Below are 24,843 nucleotides of genomic sequence, written 5' to 3' on the forward strand. Positions count from 1 at the left end.
GTCAAACATTTCGCTTTGGTACTACAGGCAATACTAACGCGGAGGGGTGTACCGCATCATGATAAATCCTCTGGTGAGCAGTAATGTATTCACTGGTCTTACCCAGAGGTGCACCGGTATTTAAATTGCGATCATATTTGGGGAATGCGCTGGAAGAGACTTCCAGCCCGATGCGATGCCCCTTCTTAAACAATTGCGCGGTATCCCAGCATTCGATAGTGTAATGATAGATCTTGCCGGATTCAATCAACGAGGGCTTATCCATGCCATCGCGGAAACGAGCTCGTATCAGGCCATCACATAAACGCTGCCTGAAGCCGGTCGGCCAGACATCAACCAGCTTCGCTGTAAAGTCGGTATCTACGGCAGAGGATTCCGCATAGAGTTCGAGGCGCACCGGACCTGTTACCTCCACTTCTTCCGCAAGCGGCTCGGTGACGTAAACAAGCACATCATCGCGGCGCTCCACAGCCGCGTAATCATCAGGACCACCAATCTGCGATGATGTCGGCTCGGAAATAAAAGGGACAGGACGAGCTGGATCATAACGATATTTGTCTACCGGCTCTTCACCTTCCGGCATGTGCGTAGATAACGTGCCATCTCCAAATAAGCTATTGGCATTGCCACCACTGTGCAGGTAGTAATGGGTCCATTGTGTTCGCGCCAGAGGCCATTCCTGCTCGTCGCGCCACGTATTTTCGCCCATAATAAAGATACGTACAGGAGCCTCCTGGAGCTCTTGCGGCTTCTTTTTCAGCCAACGATCAAACCAGCGTATCTCTTCGCTACGCATATCAATCAGAGAACCCAGGCCAAAATCGACCTCACCCAATTTGCTTGTTGTATTTACCGCGTGTCCCCACGGTCCCATCAGTAGACGCTGACCGGCGCGTATCTCAGGCGTTGCCCCCTTGGTAGTCATGCCGTGAAAGTTCAGCGGCGTACCAATTTCCTCGTCATCATACCAACCCGAAATGTGCAGCACGGGAACATTGATACTATCGAACTTGTTCTGGTAGCATATACGTTCCCAATACTCATCGAGCAGAGGATGCTCGATATCCTCGCGCCAGTGACGATTAGGCCGCCCCGCTCGCTCGTCCATAGTTAATAAGGGGAGATGCCAGTAGACTGACCCCCAGTCCGCTGCCTCCATCACCTGATTGACCTTGCCACTGACATAGTGCAGCCAGCATAAATGCATGGGCGAAGCTAGACCAGTCGGTGTTTCTACAAAGGGATCGGAGGGTGTCACGCCTACTATCATCGCTTTCAAGTGAGGGGGCGATTGCAAAGCCGTAAGCCACTGAATTCGGCCCGGGTAAGAGTTACCAATTGTTCCTACAGCACCGGTTGACCACGGCTGAGCCGCCAGCCACTCGATAGCATCGTACCCATCGATACCATCATTGAAATACGGCGTAAATTCACCCTCAGAATCGCCACGCCCGCGCACATCCATACCGACGAAAACATATCCGCGTTGTACGTACGCCTCAGCACGTTCTAACATCCCCGTGTTGGCCTTGACATAAGGGGTGCGCATGAGAATCACCGGCCATTGTTCGCCGGTCGGGGGGAAATATATATCAGCTGATAGGGTCACGCCGTCGCGCATTGGCACGCGCTGGTCAAAAGCAATCCGAATATTTGAGGCCATCTAAAAATTGCGCCATGCGGGGACCCCTGGCTTTAGCCATGGGGAGGAGCATGACGCACTCCTTTCTGTGTATACTCATAGCCATCGCATCGTTGCACACAACGCATATATTTGGGATGAACATCGACCTTCTCCAGTCGGAATGATGGCCGATGACGAATGGCTATCCGTCCTTCAAATGTTGCTTTGGGGGTGATGGCTTTGACCAGATCACCCGTTTGATACCCAAGAAATTTCTTTTTGCGCTCTTTGTGCTGCTTGGGGAATCCATACCTGTCAGGCACACACATTTGCCTCCTCCCATGCCCTGTCGCTTTGATGTGCAATGGGATAACTCCCTTCTGTAAAAGCACAGCAGGCGTGCTCTTGCCTACGCAAGCTGCATCGAGCCAGTGGGTTTTGGGGAGTCCTCGTGTGGTACGATTCCACTTCGTCAATCCACCGCTCCCACACTCGACAGGCAAACCGAGAGCTTTCAGCCGTTCGAGCAAAGCAAAGCGTGTGCTATTGACAGCGCTGGCATCCTTGAGTGGCTTTTTGACCTGAGCGAGAAGGCGCTTGAGCACGTCAGGTTTCTTTTGCAAGAAGACTTCGATCTCCTGAGTGCCTTTGGCCGTATTGCATGCTTGGCAAGCCAAGGTAAGATTGCTTATCCTATTCGTCCCACGACGGGCACGTGGATGGATATGCTCTACCTGAAGCGGGACATCTTGTTTGCCACAATAGGCACACGTGCGTTCCCATTTGAAGAGCAAGTATTCCCGGACCTCATAGCCTTGCAAAGTTCCTTGCTGGTATTGCACGCCTGCAATGTCGGGATTGTCCATCAGTTGCAGATCAAACTTTACCAATTCCTGACTGATGGCAGTAATGGGAGCATAGCGACACAGACGTGCTACCCACGTCAGGATATTGGCAAGCCGACTCTCTAACGATGGTGACAACCATCCTTTCTTACGCCGCCTATTCTGAAATCTTGGTTGACGGTACCGCGTTTTACGCTGCCTCCGCCCCCGGCGACTTGCACGACGGCTATCAAGGCTGTCTTTTACTTTGTGCCCACGGTGCTCAAGTTCAGCCGCAAAGACGACTTCCCCGTTAGCATCATTCACCAGGGCAATCCCCGTGGTTTTGCTGCCAGGATCGAGTTTCAAGCGCAATGGCTGTACCTCTGGCTGCTCGACAACCCGTTTGAGCACAAGCGTGAAGGGATATCTCCGAAACACGGCTGCTTTCCCCTGCCTGAGCAAGCGCCTCGCGTGTCCTGGATGCACCGGATTTAAAGGGGTATAGTCACTATCAATCACAAAAACATTGCTCACGTTGAGCCTCCTGTTTCCAGGGTAATGGTTGCCTCGACAATGATAGAGGGCGGTACTTTTCTCTGAGCACTGCATAACACCCCGCTTTGCTGTTTAACCCAGAGATTCTAGGGCTACAGGCTGGCACGCACCCGTAGGTAGGAACTTCAACACTTCACCTCTATCGTAGCCTGATAACTCCGAAGAGTCCTTGCTAAGTCTGGACAGGTCCAGGCTTGCTTTCACAAACCCCTGCCGCAGAGGCATGGGGTACCTGACTGCATATTCCTTCGTTTTACCGTTCTACGGGATACTATCTGGAAGCATCGCTTCAAACTGTTCTATAGTCCAGTCTACGTTGCTCTTTATGAGAAGTCAACCGGGAAATGTCGTAGAATCATGGTAAAAGGGAATGAGGTGAGCTATGCACTCACCTCGAATAAAGGCTAATCCAATGGCCGCTCAAGGGCCTGGAGATATCTATCGGCAGAGCGCAGCACGGCCTGATGAGCATCTTGCATCACAACGCGCCCGAACCAGGCCCCATAGAGGCGCTCAAAACGATAGGGGGCAATAGTATCGCGAATACGGTTGACCTCGTAGGCCGGTAAGGGAATCAGATTGGGATAGCTATACATGAAGGAAACCCATTGCCGGTCGGCCACAACGGTAATGATGTCGCCAGACAACAACGCCCCCTTGCCATCGAAACCGGCAGGCCAATGCAGAACAGTACCACCCCGAAAATGCCCTCCCAGGCGGATCAGCGTGAGATCTGGCTGCAGGGAATGCGTTTCGCCTGACCAGAATATGATGTGTTCGTCGGGTCGCATCACCCACTTGCGATCAGCCTCGTGTAGGTAGATCGGTGCATTGAAGTGCCTGGCCCACTCCACCATCGAACTATAGTAGTGAGGATGAGAGATGGCAATTGCCGCGATGCCACCACGCTGCTGCACTTCGGCCAACGTCTGCTCATCCAGCAGACTAATGCAGTCCCAGAGTACGTTTCCCTGCGGCGTCTGAACCAGCAAGGCGCGCTGCCCTATGGCAAAAGAAGGCTCGGTGCCAATGCCGAGAAGATTCGGCTCCTCTTCCTTGAAGACATTATGAAATCCATTGCGGGACATCTCGGCCAGCGTTGTCCATTGCTGTCCGTTGTATCCCACATATTGTCGTTGATCGTTACAGATCGGGCACGCTTCTGGCTGAGCCTCTCGCGCCGCGAATTGAGAACCACAGGTAACGCAGATCCAATGTTCCATCGTACCCCTTCCTTTCCAGAAAAGTTGCTCTGCTCCGATTAATGTAGGAAAACGTATGCAAGCATCGCCTTCCTGCGTCTTTCGTTGTTGCTGCTTCATCCGTAGGTGCCTCAAGACCAGCTGGTCTTTTTGGTCTTACCCCGCGTCCACAGCCCAGTTTCCGTCTTCGTCCGAGCCAGTACCGGAGACGGCTTGATCAACGAGCCCGATCAAGCGCAGGGCTTCCCGCAGGATATTGTGACCAGCATTGTGGTCGCGATCCTGGGGAAATTGAAAATACGAGCAGGAGGGATTCTGACACACAAAGATGCGATCCTTGAGGGTCATCTGATCCCATGTCCACCCACAGCAGTGGCAGGTCTTACTGGAAGGAAAGAAACGGTCTACCTTGATCACCTGTCCACCCCGTTGGGGGGCCTTGGCTTCCAGCAGGCGCACCAGAGTGCCCAGCGAGGCGTCGGAGAACGCGCGGGCCAGGCGTCGGTTTTTGAGCAGCCCCTTGAGATGCAGGTTCTCCACCCCGATGATTCCATAACTGTCCGCCAGCCTGGTCGAGAGCTTCTGAAGGACATCCTGGCGCAAGCACACAATCTGGTAGTGCAGCCGTGCCACCTGCCTGCGCGCTTTTTCCCGATTCTTCGATCCCGGTTTTCTGCGATGCAGACGTTTGTTGGCCTGGCGCAGCTTCTTGAGCGCGGTTTTGAGAAAGGCTTGGTTCTCGACTTGCTCTCCCGTACTCAAGGTCGCCAGGCGGTTCAGTCCGACATCGATGCCCACCGCTGCCGCTTTCTTCACCGCGATCTCCTCAGGGAGTTCGACCTGGATGCTCACGAACCACCAATCGGCTGTGCTGGTGATGCGTGCACCGAGAACTTTTCCCTGAAAACGGAGTTTCTCGGCCATATTGACCCATCCGAGTTTGGGAACCCAGAGGCGATGATCCCTGACCTCGAATTGGTCGTTGGCGAGATAGAAGCTCGGCTTGCTGCGTTTCTTGCTCTTGAACTTCGGGCGGCGAGCCTTCCCCTCGAAGAACGCCGTAAAGGCTTTGCCCAGATCGAGAAAGGGCTGGTCAGAGGCGTTCTTGGTCACATCCCAGGTCCAGGGGAATTGCTCCCGTCGGATCGCGTTGAATTGCTTCTTGAGCTTGAGGGCAGTCGGTTTCTCCCCGGCTTCATATTGCCGATTCCACTCGGCCAGCGCCCAATTCCACACGAAGCGGGCCACCCCTGCGGCACGAGCAAAGGAGTTGGCCTGTTCTGAGGTGGGATGCAGTCTGATCTTATGGGCGCGAATCATGCGGTTCTACTCTTTCTCCTACCTATTCTTCCCTTAAGTATAGAACATGCGTTCCCATCTGTCAAGAAACCCGAAAGCATGGCGTCTTGCCCATGATTGATCCCTTTTTCCCACCTTTTTGGAAACTGTTGCATTCTCTTTTTGATGACATAGATCAGTATAGAATGATGGGAAGCCCGCTGTCATTGTCCAAAAGGTGTAATTTGTCTTTCGTACAAAAGGACAGGACCTAAGCGCCAGGATCAAATTACAGCACGTACAATCTCGTGGGCAAACTGATTATCGAGGGGACCGTGTTGCACCAGCAGATGATACCACATGGCTCCATAGATCAGATCGGCCAGCGCCTCAATATTGCTATCAGACGGCAAATCGCCCCTCCCGACGCCATCACGCAACAGAGTGAGCACCGGCTGGCGTCGAGTAGCAATACATCTGGGTATTGCAGGAGGGGCAGCTCTCGCGCTCTGTTCCTCATTGGTGATACGCTAAAAAGGAGAAAGTGAGTCACCAAGAGAGGAACAGAGCCCATGCCCAAGCACCTGCAAGCGCGACCAGCGCAAGATGAACGAGAAGAACGCCAGGTGCGTAAACTGTCCAGGAGCCACCATGCCTCTGCTGATTGGAAGTTTCATGCCCAGATGATCGTCGAGAGTTGGGCAGGCAAGACGCCTCAAGAGATTGCCACCACGCTCTTATGCCATCCGAGAACCGTACGCATCCACCTGAACCGCTTCAATACGGTCATCGCATCAAAGCTCCCTTAGAGTACAGTCGTGGCGACGAGAAGGTGTGGATCTATGGAGCGCTCCGCGTCCGCGATGGCAAAGAAGTGATCAAATGTGCGCCGGCGCGCAATTCCAAGAACTACATTGAACTCCTCAAAGAGATCGAAGCGGACAATCCGACTGGCGACATCTTCATTATCGCCGATAATCTGAGTAGCCATAATAGCCTGGAAACGTGTACCTGGCTCGCAGACCATCCGCCCATCCAGCACGTCTTCATTCCCAAGGAGCCTGCTGGTTGAATCTACAAGAGGGCTGGTTGGGTCTTGTGGGCGCCTCTTCCGTCGCGATGCGTTCGCGGGCCAGAGTTTCGCCAATGCTGATGAGATTGAACGAGCGATGCAGGTGGCCACAAGACAACTCAACCACCGGGCCAAGCCGTGGATCTGGTGACGGCCTCCCAAGACCCGACGGCACCTGCGTCGCCTCTTTTGTTATCGCCTTTGACATAACACAAAAAATGTTAGGAAGCAAAAGCTTTTGCTGGTCGATCAGGTTCGTAACGCAAGGCAACGACTCCATTCTGAAAGGTCTTTGACTCCAACAGTTTCAGCGGGAATGGACGGGTGACACCAGCAAACAGCGCTTTGCCGCGCCCCAACATCGTTGGATTGATGTTGATGCGATATTCGTCAATCAGATCCAGTTGCATGAACGTCTGCGCCAGCGTGGGACTACCGAGAAGCCAGAGATCTTTCCCTGGCTGCTGTTTGATGGTGTTGATTTCTTCGGCGATGTGGTCCTTAAGCAGCACCGTATTCTGCGCGTCGTTCCATGCAATGCGCTCCAACGTTCGCGACACCACAATTTTGGTTGCCTTGTCCAGAAAGCGCGCATGTTCGAGTTCGGCTGGGGTGCTGGCAGGATTGCCCGGCACGGTGAGCCAGTAGCCAGCCATGCCTTCATAGGTTCTGCGCCCCCAGATCACGGCGTCCGTTCGGTCGTGTAATGCATGAGCATCCTGCTCCAGTTCGTGATCATACGCAATCCAGTCCAGTTCGTCGTTGGGACCTGCCGTGAAGCCATCCAGCGAGAGATGGATCAGGAAAATGACTTTTCTCATGAGTTTCTCCTTTTGTTGGTCAATATCTTCTTCAGAAAGAAGAGAACGTTTCATCGTTTTTCTTCGTGTAAAGAGTCAGCAGCAAAAGTATACCTCTGACAAAAGGAGAACGTCTTGAAGAAAATGGCCACCTCCCCTCAGGTTGGGCCACAGGGGTTGCTCTGGTCAGTGGCCCCTGCACAGAGATTTTGAGCTTATCATGCTGTTTGAGAAAGAGCAAATGCCACTGACCAGAAGCAGGGCAAACAGGGGCATACTCTTTCCCAGCCCCACCGCGCCAGACCGACTCAATATAAGGAGAGTTCGATCCTCTCCCTTCAAAAAAAGTATTCAAATCTCGGCCTCCAATGTATCAGATGAAAACAACATTCCCCCTTTCTTCTTCTTTTTTCTGCCTCCATTGTGGCACAAAATTGACATACTTCCCATCGTCTGGATCGGGATTGGTGAGGCGACACCTGCGCCGGCTCTTTTCTTATCGCCTTTGAGGAACAGAGCGGTAAGCACTCTCGTTCACTGCGCAAGAATCTGTTGTTCTCGCGCAAGAATAGGGGCCAATGCCCTGCTCCGTTCGTGCTAGAGTACGAGCAGAAGCGCTTCTTCAAAACAGAAGAAGGCACCCAGAAGATCAAGAGATTGCAAGAAAAAGAGCGCATGGTGTGCATCAGCCATGAGACGATCTGGCATCCTGTTGGTCTCCGCGTAAGCAGCATGTGAAAGAAAAGAAAAATCAGGATTGGAAGGAAAAGAGAAAGAATGCAAACACGTGTCTTTGGCAAGGCAAAGCTGATGGTCTCGGAACTGGGATTTGGCTGTATGGGCTTGACAGGCTTTTACGGACCGTCCGCCGACGAAGATGAGGCGATACGTGTGATCCACAGGGCCATCGATCTGGGCGTGACCTTTTTCGATACTGCTGAGTCATATGGGCCCTTCACGAATGAGAAACTGGTAGGGCGCGCCTTGAAGGGACGGCGCGACTCGGTGGTGATTGCCACCAAGTTCGGCTGGGAGTGGCTCTCGAATGGCGAGCGCCGACCCACTAGCCGTCCCGATCACATTGTGAAGGTCATTGATGCGTCTTTGCAGCGTTTGCAGACGGATTATATCGATCTGTACTATCAGCATCGGCTTGACCCGCAGGTGCCAATCGAAGAGACGGTCGGTGCGCTCGCAGCGCTGGTCAAGCAGGGCAAGATCCGCCATATTGGCCTCTCTGAAGTGGGGCCACAGACGATTCGCCGCGCCCACGCGGTCCATCCTCTCACGGCCTTGCAAACCGAGTACTCGTTATGGGAGCGTGGGCCAGAGGCCGAAATCCTGCCAACCTTACGCGAACTGGGGATTGGTTTTGTGGCCTACAGTCCGCTGGGACGCGGTTTCTTGACTGGTGAAATCAAAAACGTCCAGGATCTGGCGGCGAACGATTTCCGCCAGAGTGATCCTCGTTTCCAAGGAGAGAATTTTGCCAGGAATACCGAACTGGTTGAGCGGGTCAAGCAACTGGCCAGCCAGAAGGGCGTGACTCCTGGACAGATTGCTCTGGCCTGGCTCCTGCACAAAGGAAACGACATCGTGCCTATTCCCGGAACCAAGCGTCTGCGTTATCTGGAAGAGAATATCGCCGCCTCGCACATCGTGTTGAGTGCGGAAGAAGTAACACAATTGGAAGCCAGTGTTGGGCAGACTGCCGGAGACCGCTATTCTGAGGCTGCCCTGCGTTTCGTCTCCCGCGAGTAGCCAGATCTGCCAGGATCTTCCATTGCTCTCAAGGGCGTTGCTCGTCCTGGCGAGAACCCAGTCTCCTTGAGAGAAGCAGATGAGGGTTGAGAGTACCGTGATGCTCTCAACCCTCATCTGCTTCTCTCATCACTTCTCAAGAGACACGGTCATCCCTCATACGTGGCAATGCATCATCTGAGCTGACGGAACGTTCCGCGGATGTTCCCTTGCTGACATGCTGGTCATTTCACTAGATCCTGCCAAACTTCCCAAACTTCATGTGAGCACTGTTCTCAGCAAACTGGAGGTCATCAATCGCACACAAGCGGTCGCACGAAGCCCGTATCCTTCCTTCGTCTGCGTCTCTGATGCCGTGTGAGCTTCCCGCTCTTTTAGCGTAACACTGATGAGGAACAGAGCACTCGCGCTAGTTTGTTGACAAAGGATTTTATTACGCTCGATACGACAACGCGAAAAACACAGGATTTCGTGTCTTTGGCGTCATAGGTTGTCCGAAAGTTCAAGTTGGAGTGACGTTACGATAAGTTCCATCTGGTATGATATCTTATGCACCGTGACTTCCAGAAGTCGATAGTGTGCCCAAAGAGAAGCAGGTGGTCATGAAACGGGAAACGAGAGATCTGATAGGACAGGTGCAAGACGCGCTACTTGCTCTTCCGGATGCGATACTGATGGAGACGCTCACACGGTGGCTCGACCGTGCTGACGAAGAACTGGAATGCCTGGATTGGAGTGACCAGTATCGCTACGCGTGCGGGTACCGCGTCCAATCGGACGAGACGGGCACAATCTACCCCTCATTCGAGGCGTTAGACGAGGCGGAACCCGATGGATCATGCTGGTCCTGGGTTATACCATCTCTAGAGGCGGTGCGCAGCTTTCTCGTGAGCCTCCCACGAGAAGACTTTTATCACACCATTCTTCCCCTGGCGAGTGACGCGCTCAGTCAGCAGGCATACGAAGAGGGCTGGGGCTTCCCACCGTCAGTGGCCAGCGACGGCTACGATTTCATGCGCTGTCTGGCCGTCCATCTGCGCTATAAAGGGCTGGAGGGGCAAAGGCCAGAATATGGCCGCGTTTCTCTCTCCTGGCAGGCGTTCGGCAAGAGGAGGCCGATGGATCGTTCCAGCTCCGATCTCGCCCTTTGGCACCTCTGTCCTGCACGCCACCGAGCATCGCCCGCCCGCTGTACAGCGCAGGGGGCTTGGCAATAGGACGGTGACCGGATCGAGTCTTTCCCTGAAGAAAGGATCTTTATGGAGCAGAAGGACAAAGCGCTGCCATCACAACAGGGAAAAAAGCGGCAACGAGTGGATGAGTTGATCGAGCAGGCCAAGCGGAATGGCTACGTGTTCGAGGAGGCTGAGGAGACGTTTGCGGAATGGGCGCGACTCGACTATCCTGAACCGGCTGCGGTGCTCCGCCTGACCTCGAGAGTCGCACGTCGAGCAGGAAGGCCTATTTCGGTTCGGCCGGAGGTTGTATGAAGAGGATAAAAAACTCTACCGGGAGAAGGATGTCGCGACTCACCTCGCACAAGCGCTCACGGAGGCGAGAGGCCAGCTTGGCATTCCTTGCAGGTGAGCGATACTTTTCTGTGACGACTCCCCACGGCTACAAGCCTGCCTCCTATACACATTTAACAAAGTGATTTTGCAACGTGGCTGAAAAAGCTGTCTTGGAAAGAAGAGCTGACAAACAGAGATGTGAAAGCTCAAGCTTCCCGTCCCGCATCTGATGCTGGCTCCCATGTGCCATTGTTAAATGTGTATAGGAGGCAGGGCTACAAGCCGGGGGCTTCTGGAATGACTCGGCTGTGTCGTCCCACAGCTTGAAGACCATTAGCTAAGATATTCAGGCTGCCATTATGGTCGCGGTGGATGACCAGACTACACTGAGGGCATTCGTAGACCCGCACACACAGCGGCATCTGCTGGCGATGACCACAGGCTGAACAGGTCTGACTCGTGTAGGCCGGGTTCACTCGCACCACTTGCCGCCCAGCTTCCTCCGCTTTGGCTTGCAAGCGTGTGAAGAACATTGACCACGACGCATCAGCAATCGATTTCACCAGTTTGGGATGTTTCATCATACTGCGCACGACTAGGGCTTCTACCGCAACCAACCCGAACCGCTTGATGAGTTGGCAGACCTCTTGTTCAATGAAGTTTTTGCGACGGTTCCTTATTCGCTCATGGACGCGTGCCACCACCTTGCGCTTCTTCGCTCGTTGCTTGCTCCCTTTGGGCGCTTTGGAGAGCTTGCGCCCTACACGAGCGAGCGCCGCCTCTTCTGCACGCAAAAAGCGCGGATTGGCAATCCCTTCCCCGCAGGACAAATAGGCAAAGGTGTTCAGTCCAACATCAATCCCGACCGCTTCTTCAGAGACAGGGAGGAGCTTGCTGATGATTTCCTCTTCCTGCAACTCCACACTGATCGAGACAAACCATTTCCCGGTCGGAGTCCGTTTGACAATGGCCGTCTTTGGCGTCCCTTTGATGGCTCGGTGCCTCACCATCTTCACATGCCCTACTTTCGCCAGAACGAGGGTCGCCTTGCTCTTCTTGCTCGCTGGCACAATGCTGAAGCTATTGCCATATTGTTTAAAGGTCAAGGAATCGTAGCGAAAGCGTGACTTAAACCGAGGATAGCCTGGTTTTTGCCCTTCCTTCACTCGCCGAAAAAAGCCGTCAAAGGCTCGATCCACCCGTTTGACGACATCCTGGAGCACCTGCGATAGGACCTCATTCAATGCCGGGTACACTTGCTTGCAAGCGGGCAACTCTGCACATTGATGCTCATAGGAGAGGGAGATACCAGCTATACGATACGCGCTTTGGCGTTCATCAAGGGCGGCGTTGTAGACTTCGCAACACAAGCCGAGCCACGCTTCTAGCTTCTGTCTTTGCTTGCGGCTGGGATAGATGCGAAAGAGATATGTTTTTCTTGGTTTCTTTTCGGCGGCTTGGGTCCGCATGTTCAGTGACGTCTTCGCCATGCTTGTACTGCTCAATATCTTGCTTGATGATGCTCAATGGAGCACTGCCAGTCGTCCCGACGAAGGACGAAGTGACCCACAATGTCGGTTGTTTCCGTTTGAGCACGCGACTGGCAGAATGCTCTGCTTAAAGCGCATTTCGATCTCCTGGACGAGCACGTTTCGCCGAGAGATAGGGCATCAGATCACGGGAGAGTGGCAACAGGAGAACACGTTCCGATTGTTTTTGTCTGTCTCGCCCGTATCATGAAGTCTACAGCAGAAAGCGCTCTCTTGTCAAGAACATGCGTTCGCAGAACGGACTTCCCTCTTCCCCTTCCCCAAAAAGGAACGCGCCTTTCATCCCCATGGCTGAAGCACAGGGGCTTTCAGGCGCGGGGGTTGGTAAAAACCTTGTTCATAGGAGCATGATATCGCTTTGAGCGAAAAGGTGCTGATAGCTTCGGATGTTGTTGCAAAAAGCCTTTGTGCAATCGATGATTTGCCTTCGCAATTAAAAGCATCGGTTGTCCAAGGTTTTCAACCCATAGGTTGCCCGCTACGGGCAACCTATGGGTTGAGTAACAGTCTGTTATGGAGCCTGGAGAGGCAACGAGTGCTGTGCCCAGGATCAGCACCCGTTGTTGCAAGCCGTGGGAACTTGACGCGACGCTGTTCTTCATCAGACCGGCGGAGGAACGGTACTCGGATTATGAACCGCCTTACGCAACTCGTGCCACGGCGCATTTGACGCGCCTCGCTCGGGTAGTGCTGCAGGCGGTGTCGCGCTTGGTCGGAGTGTGATGGGAGTGTATTCGGGAGGATCCCTTGGGAAAGAAGGCCTCAACAGGTACGCTCACCAGCACACGCCAGTTGTTTTTTGCGACATCCTGAAAACTCGTCAAAATTCGCCGGTGAAAACGCTTGACAAGAAGCTAAGGGTCTGATATTATTATCCACGTCGAGAGGACGCGAACGAACAAGCGAAATCGAGACAATGAATGAATACCTGGAGCCGTGGTGTAGTGGCCTAACATGTCTGCCTGTCACGCAGAAGATCGCGGGTTCGAATCCCGTCGGTTCCGTCTCGCTCCCCCAGTGGGACACGCCGGCACTCATTGAGTGTCGGCGTTTTTGTGTTTACGAGGGCTTGTGCCTCATGGCCAAGCGCCGAAGCGACTCGGGGTTGACGCCGAACTGCCGAGCCACCTGCCTGAGCGACACCCCCTCGTCCAGTAAGCGGAACGCCTCTTCCCGCTGCTCGAACGAGAGCTTCTGGCTCGTCTGCCGCTCGATGCCTTCCTGCTCAACCAATCGCTGGATCGTTCCCCGCGAGGTGCCCAGAGCACTGGCGACTTTGCGGATGGACATGTCGGGCTGCTGCAAGAGCGTGATGGCCTCTTCTCGCTGTGCGGGCGAGAGGCTCGGGTGCGCGGGCGGTGGAAGATGCCTGGTGGAGAGGTTCCGTTTGGGGGGCCAGTACTCGACGCGTAACCAGAGCCCTTCCTCCCTTTGCTCCCATTTCCCCGTCTGCTGGAGACCTAACGCGAGGACGGGAAGGACGCTGGGCCGTGGGATGAGCCCGACAATGACTTGCCGCTCCAGGTCGTAGACCAGCCCTTCCACCATGAGCAGTCCCCCAACGATATCGCGTCGCTCCTCTGCCGTTGCCTCGCTCCAAGAGGCGGCTATATCTGCGAGCGCTTCCCCACGGAAAGAGAAGCCTGTCTGATGGCCTCTACGTCTCTCTCTAAGAGGACTGGGAGCGTAAACAATTCTGCGCGGATTTCCTCCATGTGAGCATCCAGGTCCTTTTCATCCAGGTAGCCTTTTGTAAATGCCGTCACGAGCCGCTTTTGCTCTGCCTCGAGTTCTGCGCGACGCTCTGCGATGCGCTTGGTGTCCTCATTGCTTGCCAGTTCCTGTGAACTGCGTTCTGCAATCATTTCGCGCCAGGTCTCAGGGAGTTCAATGCTGCGCAAGATGTCACCGAATTGATAGATGACGTTCGCAGCTTTGACTGAAAGCGATTCGGGAAGAGGGCAATCGAGTTTGCGGACCTTACTCGTCTCTTTGTAGTAGGGGATACCTTTTGGGATCATGACGCGTAAGGGGCGACGGCAGGCAGCGCACACAATGATACGGCTAAACTCATGAGGGCGGCGCTGTGCTTCTTTCGTCGGGCGGTGGATCTGGCTGTTCTTGACCTCTCTCATGCGGTTCCAAAGCTCATATGGCCACGCGGCTTGATGCTTCCCCTCGACCAAATCGCCTTCAGGTGTGAGTATAGTGCCGTGGCCGCAACCGGACCTAAACTCACATGGAAAATCAGACCGTCGGATGGCCGCTATCGTATCTTTCGTTAATAGGCGCTCCCCGAAACGGGCCGTCTTTGACAAGTAGCCTTCTAGTTCATCTGCAATGGCCCGATCAGTCCATCCAGCTGCCGTTAACTCCCCAATACGTACTAGAGCTGGAAACGTTATGGGATCGGGGCGCACGGGCATACGAGGAGGCTTCCAGGTCGAAGACGCCCCATCAGGTGCTTTCGGACATTCGGGAGGAAGGTACCCGAAGGAGGGGCTGCCATTGTGGTAGCCTTCGCGGGCACGTTCTTCCTTTCCGTCAATAGTGCGCTTGGATAGCTGGCGGAGCTCAAGCTCGTGCATCTGGATATCGAGGAGAAAACCTAAACCATCTTGCTGTGTTTTCTCCAGGTCCCATTGCCCATCGGCAGTCGCCCACCAGACATTTGCCTTGCGTAGACGAGAGAGCGACACCAACGTTAGTGCTGTATTACGCGACCAACGATCAGTCGTGTAGCATAAGACTACCTGGAATTGTTTGGCCTCTGCATCCTTGAGAAGTTGAGAAAAAACGGGACGAGCCTCAACGTCTTCATATTTTGCGCTTTGTTCGGGTTCCTCGTACCAGCGTGCAATGTTCCAGCCTACTTCCTTCGCAAACTTCGTAATCACGCGTTTCTGCGTCACAATAGTAACAGGATCTTGCATCTCGGAACTGTACCGAACGTATCCGACGGTAATACTACCTGGATTGGGTTCAGTGATGGGCTGATAAAAGCGATCGCGATGGTATTTTTTTCGAGGCATTCTTGAATTCCCTTTCTACAGTTTGTAATCGCTATTCATGTTGGAGCACACTTCGCGTTAGAGTCTCTAAAAGTTCGCTCGCGTAGGCCTCGTAATCTTAGGCGGAAAGCTATCTAGCGATCAGCTAGTCCTGTCGTTGTAGCTGCTATCTCAACCATTCTTCTTTATCTGGATAGGTCGTGATAAAGACAAGTCTGATATGTTGTCTATCGGGCAGCGTCGCACTACTGGAAAAGGAAACATACTGAACTCCAGGAAGAGATAATAAAAGGCGCTTGGCCTGGACCTGGTCCTTGCCTGCGATACTATCCCTTATCTGTTTCTGCCGTGCCTGAGTAAACTGGTAGATCCAGGCACTTGTGCCTGTTGCTTGTATGACTGTCGTTCCTTGCGCAGTGGTAGCGATATGAATGTCTCCGCTAGGTGCGTATCCTGTTCCTAGCTGATTCCTTGCTTCAGAGGTGGTTGCTTGTATGATGAGGGTTTGGAGGGCTTGCGTCTGGTATACAATGCCCGTACATGTCTCGTCGAGGGTAACGTGGATGCTTGCCGCTTCCTCTCCTAGTTGGCGGTCGGCGCTCGTCTTTTTCTGACAGTACAATGGAGTGACAAGCGTTTCGGTACTCTGGACCTGCGTTTGTAATGCTGGCATTATGCTTCGGTCAAGATCGGTTTTCAAACTCTCGGTCGCGGTGTCCAGGTCGTGCAGGGTTACGATTTGGTAGTCGCGTGTGTCCTGCCCTCCGCTAAAGGCCCCGTTGACTGCGGAGATATTGATGCGACAACAGGGGCCATAGATCGCACCCGCCTTGAGATTGCCTGCTGGCCCTGCAACCGTCGCGTGAGCGCTGACACTCGCCTGTCCAAAGGTGGGATAGCTTGCCGCGCCTATCGTTACGTCTTGATCAGTTGCGACCTGAGTTCCAGAGGCCGTGGTGACAAGGGTCCCTGCTGGTATGGTCTGCACATAGGTCGCGGCATTGAAAAATGTGATAGAGCCATGTGAGCTCTGGGCATCCTGGTGCGCTTTCCCAGTGGTTGCGACAGTTTGTGCCTGACTCATCGTAACGGTAGGTAGGAGCCTTCCTGGTATCGGGCTGTGAGTTGGGTTAATGCTTCCGATTGTTACCGTCAGGCGGGTTACTATTGTGCGTGTAACTGGTACAAGCGTCACTGTCGTGGTCGCTGTCCAGAGTGGGAACAGGTACAGCAGACAACCAACAAGAATCGCACAGGCGCATACCATAACGCTGATAGAGACAAGCAGGCGCGCGTGCTCCTTTGCCCACGCTCGCGGCTTTCTCCCTCGTGGTTCTGGTTCCTGGCCAGTAGTTGGGACACTTTCAACCGTATTGGCTGGCTCCTCTGGCTCTGCTTCCTCTCTCGGGTAAATGTGAATCTCAATGTCATATATGCGGCGTTCGTGGTCGTACTCCTGGTTGGCTTCTATGTGTGGGATGTCGTCCGTTGTGTGTGTCTGTTGGTCAAGTTCACGCAAAAGATGGTCTAAGCTGTTCTGCATCTGCTTGTCCTGCATGGATTCCCTCCAACAGGTAGGAAAGGGAAGAGCACACCATGATGAGACTCTTCCCTGAGACATTAGGCGTTGGATATGCTATCCCATGGTGCTTTGCATGTGTCGAGAGGTCCGGCGCTAAAGACTGTATAGAAGAGGACCTCTTTGTTGAGCTGGTCGAGTTGGTCAAAGAAGCTTTCTGGGGCGGATCCACGCCAACGGATGACAATATAGCCATCTCCCGACGTGTTGACTTTGCCATAGGAGACCAACACGGCTTGGATGGGGCGCTCGGCCTGGAATGCGGTTTGAAAGTTCAGGGCAAGAGTGGCTGTGATGGTCTCTCTACAGGAGACAACGACGTATTCATCCTCTCCGCTAAACGTGATGCCCAGAAGATCGTTGACGCGTTCTGTCAACATACGCATGGTTCGACGTGGTCCCCTGGGGTCGCTTTCCTGAGGGCGCGGTGGCTGTTTCGTTTGAATGGGGTTTGCTGGTGTGGCAATCACTGTTTGACCTCTTTCATAGGTGTCGAGCTAAACACGTCGTTCTCGTTCTTGAAGGCGATACTCTGCTCTCCGACCGTGACGATCATGTCCGGCTTGCCGTCTCTGTCCAGATCTTTGAATGTCACCTGTGCAGGAGCCAAGTCTTGCCCGCTTCCTAACAAGGCCATGCCTGTCTTATAAGCGTGCGCTTTGCTTGGGTCGCCTGCTGGCACTTCAATGACGGTAATCTGACCATGGAGGTTGAGCACAATGAAGTGAGATGGAGTCGCGCTTGTGTCATGATTGTGGCCGACAACGGCGTCGATCTGGTAGGTACGAGGGCGTCCATAGTGCAAATCATCTTGCCATGTCTGCCATTCCTGACTTACGATTCCAATTCCAAGCCATCCCCCAACTATCAACACGCCTGCCAGTCCTACATAAGCAGGCCAACGGGGAACATGAAACCGTCTGGACGTGCTAATGGGTAAGAGTAGTGGTTGCTGGTGCAGCCTCTGTTGCCTGGGTTGGTCGTGGACATGCACACTGACTCGGCGCATTGCCTGCGCGTCTGTCTTGGCTGGCTTATAGGTGCCTTGGCGTATCACACTGGTATGGGGGCGTGTCTCATACAAGGCATCTTCGTTGACCTGGTCTTGCGTGTCTATTTCTTCTCTCGGCGCTCTAGCAGCGCGATTTCTACGTGTGAGTGGCTGCTCTGTTTCCAAGTTTGGGTGATAGCGAGAAGGGGACATTATCTTTCTCTCCTCTCGTCGTGTGATGGCTTTGGAGTGGTGTCTTGTGCCTGTTGCTTGCGCATCGCGTACTGGTAAAACTCCTCGTTCCAGCCGCAGACGTAGCCATAGCGCCAAAGAGCCGGGCGCAAGGTGTCGTACATCGCCCATTGCAGGGCGTTCTCTACGTCCTGGGCAACGATCTCGCGCTTGGCAAAAGCCAGAGCGAGAAACTCACACCTTCCCGATTTCACGCCATTGTGAAAGGCTGCGTCAGCACAGATCAGGATGCTATCAATGCCTGCGTGTTTCGTCTCGTCTATCAGCTTGGGGGTATCCTCTGGGTGAAGACCAAACGAGGTACCGACGTGCTGACGTGAGGTGGCTTGCTTATGTACTTCCCCATAGAGGTGGGAGGTGATGCCCTTTCTGTTCTGCTTCATGCGTTTTTCTCCTCTGCCTTCCTCTTGCTGTTTACCCCAACAAGAGGAAGGCTATGCTCAGCTAGAAATGCTTTCCTGCGACGTGATCACTCGCTTCTTGTAAGGTCAGAAGTCCTGCGTTGACGTACTGAGCGACTTGAGCAATGCTGCTCTGGTCCTCGTGACACGGGCAGGAGGGGTCGGAACAAAACGGGTAGGTGAAGCTGTGGCGTTGGTTGTCATTGAGGATCACAGGAAGGAAGTTATCCCCGTAAGGAGTAGGCTCCTCAGAGCGCCTGTCCGGTGAATCAGAGGGAGTTTGTTGAATGAAAGAAGACGTTTCAAGCAAGCCTTTCACCCATCCAATGACCCAGCCGGTATTCTCATAGGTCGAAGCAGGAAAGGCGAGCAGGCGATGAACCAGGTGCTCGTAGAGGTCTTGCTCGCTCAGAGAGGGTTGCTCGTTTTGATAGGCCTGGTATCCCATCTGTACGCCGCGAAAGAAGGCAATGTTTGAAACAGTGACCGGTGCATCCATCAGATGATCAGCTCGTAATTCCGTTGAGGCTCGTTGAGACATGCACATCATCTCTTTCTTGACTGGGGAGGCTCTATGCGCTATGCTGAGCACAGAGGACTCCAGGACTCGACAAAGTTTTTGTGTGTTCTCACCGACGGGCTTTCGTGTTCCAGACGAAAGCCCGCCATTTTATTTGTTATCACCTCCTCGAATGAACAATTTCAATTAGGTTTATTTCTACTTGACCGTTAATGTACGACTTAGTTTGTCAGGTTACGACAAAGTATAATATGTGCGACAGCGTTTGTCAATCGTTGACAAGCTTTAATTGCAATGTTATTATTCAAGCATCAAATCTGTTCTCATGAGGCATTGCTTGTGGAAGATGAAAATTTTTTAACTATTGAAGAGGCATGTGCTCGCCTGAAAATTTCAAGACGTACTCTTGAGCGCTACACTACTAATGGTCGCATTAGAAGATACCGGCGCGGCGTGCGTGTCTATTACAAATCTTCTGATGTAGAGAAATTAGAGCAAGAATTAGAAGAGTATAAGCCCGAAGACTTGCAAGAAGACAAGTAAATATGCAGAGAAGGTCGTCTGAACGATTCTTCTCTTAAATATTTTAGCTCTGTTGTCTGTTCATCAGCATGACTGGTCGTAGAGCAATCTGCGTTTATTCGATTAGTTGACTTTATAAAAGTTACTTTATGTGTTTGGTTATTTGAGTTCGAAATTATACTTGGTGAGATTAAGAGTGATTTCTATGAAAGGGAGAGATCTCCATGCCAAATGCACAAGATATCGTGTTCCTCGATGGATACGCTGCCAACGGACCCTGGCCTCTTGAATTGGCAGAGGCATTTCTTGATGCTCCAAGTCCAGATCGTGCGGTGCATGCTTTTTTGCAACTGGCATCCTGGGTGAATGCGTATAATCGGGAAGAACCTGATCCTCTCAATCCTATCGATCGCCCTGGTGCTTTTAAGGTTGCTAGGCAGATAGAACAAGTATCCTCCTTAACGCGTTTTTGTACTCAAGACTTACTCGACGCACTCTTTTATTTTTATCGCCGCGATTATTGGACCAGTGGAGATGGTAGTTCCATTGTTGAGGTACTTCCCAAACTGCGTGAGATTGTGCGGGAGGTCGTACGACGTGTCCGTTCAGACCAGCCTCCTACCTTTGTTCTCCAAAATTCGCAGAATTCTTAATTAGGAGAAATCTTGTAAGTTGGTTGAATTGCCCTCTTCAATCTCTGCATAGGTTGCTCGCTTCCTGGTTCGGGTGATGAAGTTCTGATAGCGATCAAGTTGGTCGATATTGTCCCAGCCAGCGGCATCAGCGCAGAGATCGACGAGCGAGACCTGCAAGTACATCTCCCCTCGAAGCAAAGGGAAGAGCACCTGTGATACTCTTCCCTGAGACATTAGGCATTCGAACGTGCGTGCCAGGGCATAATGCAGGTATCGAGGGGGCCAGCACTGAAGGCGATGTAAAAAAACACATCCTCATCGGCGTCGAGCTTGTCAAAAAAGGCTTCTGGAACGCTACCGCACCAACGAATGACAATATAGCCGTCCTTCGAGGTCGTGATTTGCCCATAGGACACCATCATGGCTTGAAGAGGACGCTGCTCTTGAAATTTGTCTTGTAACTCTAAGGCAAGGTCGCGCGTCACATGATCAACGCATAAGAGCACCACATATTCATCCTCATGGTGAAAGGTGACGCCCATCAGCTCATTGACGCGAGCGGTGAGCGTGCGTAGGGTGCTGAGTACCCCTTTGGGGTCATCCTGGGTGTGCGGCTTCTGCTGGCTGGCTCGTAGTAGGAATGTTGGTAAGAGAATCACTGTCCTTGCTCCTTTGATGTCACGGGCCGAAATTGTCCATTCTCATTCTTGAAGGGGAGATGTCGATCTCCGACAATCACTATCATGTCCGGCTTCCCGTCCCCGTCGAGGTCTTTGAACTCAAGTTGGACCGGGGTCAAGTCCTCCGTGTTGCCAAAGAGGAGGAAGCCCGTTTGGTACGCATGAGCTTTGCTTGCGTCGCCTGCTGGCATCTCAATGACCGTAACTGATGGTGCAAGTTGAGCACACAATGAAGTGGGATGGGGTGGCGCTCATGTCGTGGTTATGCTCCACAACGGCGTCTATATGGTAGGTGCGGGGTGTCCATAGTGTAGATCATCTTGCCAAGTTTGCCATGCTTGCAATCCTGCGCAATACCGACCCATTCCCCTAGTATCGATAAGCCTCTCAATCCAGCGTATACTGCCCAACGGGGAAGCGTGAACCGTCGAGTACTAACGGGCAAGAGCGGCGCCTGATGCTTTTACTGCCTGGGCTGCTGGTGATTGTAGACATTGACGCATCAGCCGTGCTCCTCTGGTTGGGAGGAAGCTGTTGTGGGTGCCTGCGCTGGCTGGTTGTCGGTGTAGCGTCTGCTGCTGGTACTGATGCGCGTCTCATAGAGAGCGTCTTCGTCGATCTCGTCGTGTCCCCTTTCGGGGTCGTGCGTCTCGATCTCACTAACAGGCACTCTGGTAACATGTCTGGTCGGGGTGGTGGGTTGGTAATCTGCAATGTGTTCGCGATAGGGGCGTAGCATTATCGGTCCTCCCTCTCGTCGCGTGCGAACTTTGGTCAGCTTACGTTCTCCTGCTGCTACTCTTTGCTTGTCTTGTATTCAGTTGGAAATGTGCGTTGTCGCTCATAGAAAATTTCCCTATGGCAGCAAGTGCTATTACAAGTGTAGAATATGTTGATACGATAAGGCGAGATAAAACGGTGCCAGTCACATGCAATAAGATGCCACTTTGGTGCCAATCTAGAGAAAGAGTAAAAAAAACGGGAAAAAGTATCGACAGTGCTACAAGATCTGGGTACACTTGCATTAGTAATAGCAGATAATCACGAGGAAGAGAGATGGACACCGCTATGGAGCATCCACTCCGACAGCTGCGTGAACGCTTAAACCTATCGATTGATGATTTAGCGGAAGCTACTGGAGTTTCCTCCAGGACGATTCTTCGAGCTGAGCAGGGGTACGGATTGTATCCAGGATCGCGAAGATTGTTGTGTCAGTTCTTCCAGCAACCACCTGAGGCATTGGGACTGGCTCCACAACGTTCTCGAAAACGTGTTTCCGTTCCTGACCAGAGTGCTGTTGCTCCCTTAACACTTGCAAGGATTGACGATATGAAACGCCGTGAGCTGTTACGTTTGCTCAGTGTTGCTGGTAGTACTCTCGTGTTGTCATTGGAAATAGATTGGGATCGGATTGGAGCAACCTTAACTCATCCTACTTGGATTGATGAATCGACGCTTCAGGAACTGGATACGTTGAACCGCCAGTATTGGCAGGCGTACCGCGTTGCTTCACAAAAAAGTTCCATTCTCGATGATGTGCTTGCTCACCTGAACGTTCTGACCCAAGCATTACGTGACGCGCGTACAATTGCTCAACGCCGGAAGTTGTGTATCATGGCAGCCGATCTGGCGCAGTTAAGTGGTGAAATCTTTTTTGACGCCTCTTTGTATACTGAAGCCGCTCAATCATATACCTTTGCCATCTCCGCAGCAAAAGAGGCCGGAGCTCATGATCTGTGGTCCTGCGCGCTCGTTCGCCACGCGTTCCTACCCATTTACGACCAGCGTTTTCCCGAGGCATTGCCATTGCTCCAGACTGCTGAACAGGTTGCCCAGCAGGGAGATGGTACACTGGTAACGAAGCATTGGATTGCCATGGTCAGCGCTGAGGCTTACGCAGGAGCAGGCATGCTTGGAGAATGTCGCCGGGCACTTGACCAGGCTGAGGGCGTGCGTAGCGTCAAGCATGGCATGAATGGCACTTGGTTGCGTTTCGATAGCGAACGCATTCTTGAGGAGAAAGGTGCTTGCTTTGTCAAACTAGCACAACCAGAGTTGGCTGAGCCAACGCTGCAAGAGGCCCTGCAATTGCACCCCACGCCAACGAGGCGTAGGGGCATGGTGCTAACAGATCTGGCACTTGCTGCAGGTATGCGTGGTGATGTAGAGCAGGCATGTGCTTTGGGGAATGAAGTCGTTCAGATCGCTCATCTCGGCGCATCTGGCATGCTCAAGAAACGGCTTCAGGTTTTGCAAGCACAACTGGCACCTTTCTCACAGGTTCCTGCTGTCAAAGATGTGAACGCGCAAATTAGCCTGCTAGCATAGATCAATAAGAGCGTAAAGGAGGGTCAACCGTGGAGTTAGAAACGCAAGGACAATTATTCCGTGAGGCCTGGATTCAGGGTGTCCGTAAACATTTTCCTGGAACACCGAAGCCTGGATATGTAGCTCCCTGGGAAGAGATGCCTGCCTGGGAGCAACAGGCGGCTGGTATTGTGTATGGCAAAGTTCGCTCACTCATCCGGGCTGGTCGAGAGGCTCACTTAACGCCTGAGCAGGGTGGCCGCTTTATCTCTGAGGCCTGGAATGTGCAGGTGTATCGACATATCGAGCAGCCGAAACCTAGCTATGTCGCTGACTGGGAAGATTTGCCTGAATGGCAGCGCCAGACGGATAGGGATATTTTTTCAGCTATTGAGCAGGCTGTGCGTCAGGAATCTGCGCAAGTCTAGCAGCGGTTTTGGTGAGCAGGTGATTCCATCCGAGGTGCTGGGCGAAGAGGATCAGGTTCCCATCGAGCCCTTGTCTCCCTTCCTCCAGGATTCTATACGTTAGATCGCTCTACCGAAGAAAGATTGAGCCATATGTCACTTCGCTTCTGAGCAGAATAGGATTCATGGAGAGGATCGGAACAAAAAGTTGGAAGAGGATAGCACAAAAAAATCTCTTGATGAACACGCGAAGGAGAACTCTGATCTTCCTTGACAGCCTGCTCTGCTGAACAAGGCTTCTGGCTCCGCTCTTTCGCTCCCCTCTACAACCTCGTTGTGCAATTCGTGGGAAATTGGTGAATAACTGGGTAGTCTACCTGGGTTTTATCGACTACACTTGGTGTAGGCAGCTTTGTCACACACCATCAGTTAATTAACATGGTCTTTTCTTCTAGTTGATGTTCACGATCTTCATTTTGAGCAGGAATGTGTTCCTCTGTTGTAAATAGTCGTAGCATGAGCGTGTTTTCACTGCAAGAAGCCTATAATTCTTGCTTCACTTGTTCTCAGAACACTTGAGAAGAACAGAAAGAAGTTGTAGTGTAGACCCCACATTTCACGGTCAGACCACTGTCCCTCTGCTCATTTGCCCTGCCAACAGCACCCGCCAGTCAATGGACACTTCTTGGTGCATTGAGACAGAGAGATTGTTTGCTTGAAAGGACAAGACTCCATGCATTTGTGGCTCGTTCGTCATGGGCACTGTGGGAACAATTCTCCAGATAGCGATCTTACCCCTCTCGGAGAACAGCAAGCACACCAGACTGCACAGCGACTGGCAGGGAGTGGAAGCTTCACGGTCTTGAGTAGTCCGCTTGTACGAGCATTAGGGACCGCCAGCATCATTGCAGAAACGCTGGGCACTCCTGTGGAAGTATGGCCTGATCTTCGGGAAGGGTTTAGTTGGACCCATCATGCCCACAGTCGTCAAGCATTACTCCGACGTTTTCCACAGGCACTCTTGCCCGCTGGTTTCGCGGTGGACGGATGGGAATATGGCAATGATACCTACGAGTCGATGGTCCTACGTTGTCAACAGAGCTTGCACCAACTGAGAGAACGCTTTGGGGCCGACGACCAGGTAGTGGTTGTGACCCACGGCGGCTTGGCCAATTACCTGTTGCACAGCATTGTACAGCTTCCGCGACCCTCGCCTCTCTGGTTCGAGATGGATTATTGTGCCATCAGTCGGGTGTACTTTGTGCCAGAACAAGAGCGTGAGCACTGGCCCTTGTATCCTGCTGTGGAGGCGAAAATCTTGTGTGTCAACGATTGCTCACATCTTTCGCCATGAACGA

The 24,843-nt window shown here is 52.8% G+C and carries 28 protein-coding genes, 1 tRNA gene and 1 pseudogene; 13 read left to right on the forward strand and 17 right to left on the reverse strand.

Annotation, left to right across the window (positions count from 1 at the left end; genetic code table 11):
• Window position 1 precedes the first annotated feature (1 nt).
• The 5 genes from JMJ16_RS27140 to JMJ16_RS27160 all read right to left on the reverse strand — a co-directional run bounded on the left by JMJ16_RS27140 (window position 2) and on the right by JMJ16_RS27160 (window position 6,013).
• Window positions 2-1,663, reverse strand: a complete 1,662-nt coding sequence (locus tag JMJ16_RS27140) for a CocE/NonD family hydrolase (protein WP_201386682.1) — start codon at window positions 1,661-1,663, stop codon at window positions 2-4.
• A gap of 32 nt (window positions 1,664-1,695) precedes the next feature.
• Window positions 1,696-2,985 (reverse strand): RNA-guided endonuclease IscB, encoded by a 1,290-nt coding sequence (gene iscB, locus JMJ16_RS27145; RefSeq protein WP_201386683.1) that lies wholly within the window; start codon window positions 2,983-2,985, stop codon window positions 1,696-1,698.
• A 425-nt stretch (window positions 2,986-3,410) separates the two neighbouring features.
• Window positions 3,411-4,229 carry an MBL fold metallo-hydrolase gene (locus tag JMJ16_RS27150; protein ID WP_201386684.1) on the reverse strand — a complete coding sequence of 273 codons (819 nt, stop codon included), beginning with the start codon at window positions 4,227-4,229 and terminating at the stop codon, window positions 3,411-3,413.
• Between the two features lie 135 nt (window positions 4,230-4,364).
• Window positions 4,365-5,528: an RNA-guided endonuclease TnpB family protein gene (locus JMJ16_RS27155; RefSeq protein ID WP_201386685.1), complete on the reverse strand. Its 1,164-nt coding sequence runs from the start codon at window positions 5,526-5,528 to the stop codon at window positions 4,365-4,367.
• 242 nt (window positions 5,529-5,770) lie between these two features.
• A complete protein-coding gene (locus tag JMJ16_RS27160) occupies window positions 5,771-6,013 on the reverse strand; it encodes a TetR-like C-terminal domain-containing protein (protein ID WP_307813277.1) in 243 nt (80 codons plus the stop codon).
• Between the two features lie 45 nt (window positions 6,014-6,058).
• Between JMJ16_RS27160 and JMJ16_RS27165 the strand changes: the two genes are divergently transcribed.
• Entirely contained in the window at window positions 6,059-6,295 is a 237-nt protein-coding gene (locus JMJ16_RS27165; protein ID WP_236601710.1) for a hypothetical protein, read from the forward strand.
• Window positions 6,226-6,558, forward strand: coding sequence for a transposase (locus JMJ16_RS27170; RefSeq protein WP_236601711.1), 333 nt, complete (start codon window positions 6,226-6,228; stop codon window positions 6,556-6,558). Before JMJ16_RS27165 ends, JMJ16_RS27170 begins: the two co-directional genes overlap by 70 nt.
• A gap of 221 nt (window positions 6,559-6,779) precedes the next feature.
• On the opposite strand, the gene JMJ16_RS27175 is transcribed toward JMJ16_RS27170, so the two are convergent.
• Entirely contained in the window at window positions 6,780-7,379 is a 600-nt protein-coding gene (locus JMJ16_RS27175; RefSeq protein ID WP_201386687.1) for a dihydrofolate reductase family protein, read from the reverse strand.
• 756 nt (window positions 7,380-8,135) lie between these two features.
• Between JMJ16_RS27175 and JMJ16_RS27180 the strand changes: the two genes are divergently transcribed.
• The 3 genes from JMJ16_RS27180 (at window position 8,136) to JMJ16_RS27190 (ending at window position 10,609) form a co-directional block, all read left to right on the forward strand.
• Entirely contained in the window at window positions 8,136-9,119 is a 984-nt protein-coding gene (locus JMJ16_RS27180; protein WP_201386688.1) for an aldo/keto reductase, read from the forward strand.
• A gap of 578 nt (window positions 9,120-9,697) precedes the next feature.
• Window positions 9,698-10,336: a hypothetical protein gene (locus JMJ16_RS27185; RefSeq protein ID WP_201386689.1), complete on the forward strand. Its 639-nt coding sequence runs from the start codon at window positions 9,698-9,700 to the stop codon at window positions 10,334-10,336.
• Window positions 10,337-10,378: 42 nt separating this feature from the next.
• A complete protein-coding gene (locus JMJ16_RS27190; protein WP_201386691.1) occupies window positions 10,379-10,609 on the forward strand; it encodes a hypothetical protein in 231 nt (76 codons plus the stop codon).
• 296 nt (window positions 10,610-10,905) lie between these two features.
• Here the strand turns inward: JMJ16_RS27190 and JMJ16_RS27195 are convergent, their stop codons facing one another.
• Entirely contained in the window at window positions 10,906-12,120 is a 1,215-nt protein-coding gene (locus JMJ16_RS27195; protein WP_236601712.1) for a transposase, read from the reverse strand.
• Window positions 12,121-13,110: 990 nt separating this feature from the next.
• On the opposite strand from JMJ16_RS27195, the gene JMJ16_RS27200 reads away from it, so the two are divergent.
• Window positions 13,111-13,184, forward strand: a tRNA-Asp gene (locus JMJ16_RS27200).
• Between the two features lie 55 nt (window positions 13,185-13,239).
• Here the strand turns inward: JMJ16_RS27200 and JMJ16_RS54625 are convergent.
• The 7 genes from JMJ16_RS54625 to JMJ16_RS27240 all read right to left on the reverse strand — a co-directional run bounded on the left by JMJ16_RS54625 (window position 13,240) and on the right by JMJ16_RS27240 (window position 18,955).
• Window positions 13,240-13,728: a helix-turn-helix domain-containing protein gene (locus tag JMJ16_RS54625; protein WP_236601713.1), complete on the reverse strand. Its 489-nt coding sequence runs from the start codon at window positions 13,726-13,728 to the stop codon at window positions 13,240-13,242.
• Between the two features lie 59 nt (window positions 13,729-13,787).
• Window positions 13,788-15,212 carry a recombinase family protein gene (locus JMJ16_RS54630; RefSeq protein ID WP_236601714.1) on the reverse strand — a complete coding sequence of 475 codons (1,425 nt, stop codon included), beginning with the start codon at window positions 15,210-15,212 and terminating at the stop codon, window positions 13,788-13,790.
• 145 nt (window positions 15,213-15,357) lie between these two features.
• Window positions 15,358-16,749: a baseplate J/gp47 family protein gene (locus JMJ16_RS27220; RefSeq protein ID WP_201386693.1), complete on the reverse strand. Its 1,392-nt coding sequence runs from the start codon at window positions 16,747-16,749 to the stop codon at window positions 15,358-15,360.
• A gap of 62 nt (window positions 16,750-16,811) precedes the next feature.
• The gene (locus JMJ16_RS27225) at window positions 16,812-17,240 is read right to left on the reverse strand and encodes a hypothetical protein (RefSeq protein ID WP_201386694.1); all 429 of its coding nucleotides are present in this window, start codon (window positions 17,238-17,240) and stop codon (window positions 16,812-16,814) included.
• Window positions 17,237-17,974 carry a hypothetical protein gene (locus tag JMJ16_RS27230; protein WP_201386695.1) on the reverse strand — a complete coding sequence of 246 codons (738 nt, stop codon included), beginning with the start codon at window positions 17,972-17,974 and terminating at the stop codon, window positions 17,237-17,239. The genes JMJ16_RS27225 and JMJ16_RS27230 overlap by 4 nt, the downstream gene beginning before the upstream one ends.
• Window positions 17,974-18,396 (reverse strand): hypothetical protein, encoded by a 423-nt coding sequence (locus tag JMJ16_RS27235; RefSeq protein WP_201386696.1) that lies wholly within the window; start codon window positions 18,394-18,396, stop codon window positions 17,974-17,976. Before JMJ16_RS27235 ends, JMJ16_RS27230 begins: the two co-directional genes overlap by 1 nt.
• 61 nt (window positions 18,397-18,457) lie before the next feature.
• Complete coding sequence (locus JMJ16_RS27240; RefSeq protein WP_236601715.1) at window positions 18,458-18,955, reverse strand: hypothetical protein; 498 nt, start codon at window positions 18,953-18,955, stop codon at window positions 18,458-18,460.
• A 318-nt stretch (window positions 18,956-19,273) separates the two neighbouring features.
• Here JMJ16_RS27240 and JMJ16_RS27245 point away from each other — a divergent pair, with 318 nt between their 5' ends.
• Entirely contained in the window at window positions 19,274-19,477 is a 204-nt protein-coding gene (locus JMJ16_RS27245; protein ID WP_201369410.1) for a helix-turn-helix domain-containing protein, read from the forward strand.
• 203 nt (window positions 19,478-19,680) lie between these two features.
• Window positions 19,681-20,109 (forward strand): hypothetical protein, encoded by a 429-nt coding sequence (locus tag JMJ16_RS27250; protein ID WP_201386697.1) that lies wholly within the window; start codon window positions 19,681-19,683, stop codon window positions 20,107-20,109.
• Here JMJ16_RS27250 and JMJ16_RS27255 read toward each other — a convergent pair whose 3' ends face one another.
• Together JMJ16_RS27255 and JMJ16_RS27260 are read right to left on the reverse strand one after the other, a co-directional pair.
• Complete coding sequence (locus JMJ16_RS27255) at window positions 20,110-20,274, reverse strand: hypothetical protein (RefSeq protein ID WP_236601716.1); 165 nt, start codon at window positions 20,272-20,274, stop codon at window positions 20,110-20,112.
• 50 nt (window positions 20,275-20,324) lie between these two features.
• Window positions 20,325-20,750: a hypothetical protein gene (locus JMJ16_RS27260; protein ID WP_201386700.1), complete on the reverse strand. Its 426-nt coding sequence runs from the start codon at window positions 20,748-20,750 to the stop codon at window positions 20,325-20,327.
• 59 nt (window positions 20,751-20,809) lie between these two features.
• Between JMJ16_RS27260 and JMJ16_RS54635 the strand changes: the two genes are divergently transcribed.
• A complete protein-coding gene (locus JMJ16_RS54635) occupies window positions 20,810-20,980 on the forward strand; it encodes a hypothetical protein (RefSeq protein WP_236601717.1) in 171 nt (56 codons plus the stop codon).
• Between the two features lie 293 nt (window positions 20,981-21,273).
• Here the strand turns inward: JMJ16_RS54635 and JMJ16_RS54640 are convergent, their stop codons facing one another.
• Complete coding sequence (locus JMJ16_RS54640; protein WP_236601718.1) at window positions 21,274-21,510, reverse strand: hypothetical protein; 237 nt, start codon at window positions 21,508-21,510, stop codon at window positions 21,274-21,276.
• A 329-nt stretch (window positions 21,511-21,839) separates the two neighbouring features.
• On the opposite strand from JMJ16_RS54640, the pseudogene JMJ16_RS57275 reads away from it, so the two are divergent.
• The 4 genes and pseudogenes from JMJ16_RS57275 to JMJ16_RS27280 all read left to right on the forward strand — a co-directional run.
• Window positions 21,840-21,938, forward strand: a pseudogene (locus JMJ16_RS57275) (helix-turn-helix domain-containing protein); the annotation flags it as partial.
• A gap of 162 nt (window positions 21,939-22,100) precedes the next feature.
• Window positions 22,101-23,099 (forward strand): hypothetical protein, encoded by a 999-nt coding sequence (locus JMJ16_RS27270; RefSeq protein ID WP_236601719.1) that lies wholly within the window; start codon window positions 22,101-22,103, stop codon window positions 23,097-23,099.
• A gap of 29 nt (window positions 23,100-23,128) precedes the next feature.
• Window positions 23,129-23,506 carry a hypothetical protein gene (locus JMJ16_RS27275; RefSeq protein ID WP_201386704.1) on the forward strand — a complete coding sequence of 126 codons (378 nt, stop codon included), beginning with the start codon at window positions 23,129-23,131 and terminating at the stop codon, window positions 23,504-23,506.
• Between the two features lie 712 nt (window positions 23,507-24,218).
• Window positions 24,219-24,839 (forward strand): histidine phosphatase family protein, encoded by a 621-nt coding sequence (locus tag JMJ16_RS27280; protein WP_201386706.1) that lies wholly within the window; start codon window positions 24,219-24,221, stop codon window positions 24,837-24,839.
• Window positions 24,840-24,843: the final 4 nt, after the last annotated feature.

It is taken from the genome of Ktedonobacter sp. SOSP1-52, from assembly GCF_016587395.1.